The organism is Micromonospora sp. D75 (genome assembly GCF_018070405.1).
GTDB lineage: Bacteria > Actinomycetota > Actinomycetes > Mycobacteriales > Micromonosporaceae > Micromonospora > Micromonospora chalcea.
Map to the genome: position 1 here is coordinate 1 of NZ_JAGPXV010001152.1, position 574 is coordinate 574.

General features: G+C 76.5%; 1 protein-coding gene. It reads left to right on the plus strand.

Features of this window, described 5'->3' with window-relative positions; translation table 11 throughout:
* Positions 1-252 precede the first annotated feature (252 nt).
* Positions 253-574, plus strand: a 322-nt coding sequence (locus KBX39_RS32590; protein WP_247660835.1) for a cytidine deaminase, incomplete at its 3' end; no start/stop codon positions are given.

Sequence of the window (574 nt, forward strand, 5' to 3'; positions counted from 1 at the left end):
CCGTCGAGCCGCCGCTGGAGCCGGCGCTGGTCGCGGAACATCAGCGGGGCGAGGCGGCGGTGCAGGTCGCGGGCGGTGTCAGGGGCGGCGGGTACGGCTGGCTTCTGCATGTCGTCGCCAAGGATAGGCAGCCGCGCGGCGGACCGCCCCCGGGTTACCGGCGACGGGCGCGCCGTCACCGGCGGGCCGCCCGGCGGGGATAAAGTTGCCGCCGACGGGGGCCGACGGGGCCGACGAGGGGCGGGGATGATCATGCGGGACACCGACCGGGCGCTCGTGCAGGCCGCCACCGCCGTGGCGAAGCTGCGCTGCCGCAGCGACAACCACACCGTCGCCGCCGCCGTACGCAGCACCGACGGTCGGGTGTTCAGCGGCGTCAACGTCTACCACTTCACCGGCGGCCCGTGCGCCGAGGTGGTGGCGATCGGGGCCGCCGCGACCCAGGGCGCCGGCGAGCTGGAGACGATCGTCGCGGTGGGGGACCGGGGCCGGGGCGTCATCCCGCCGTGCGGGCGCTGCCGTCAGGTGCTGCTCGACTACTTCCCGGCGATCCGGGTGATCGTCGGCCCGCCGG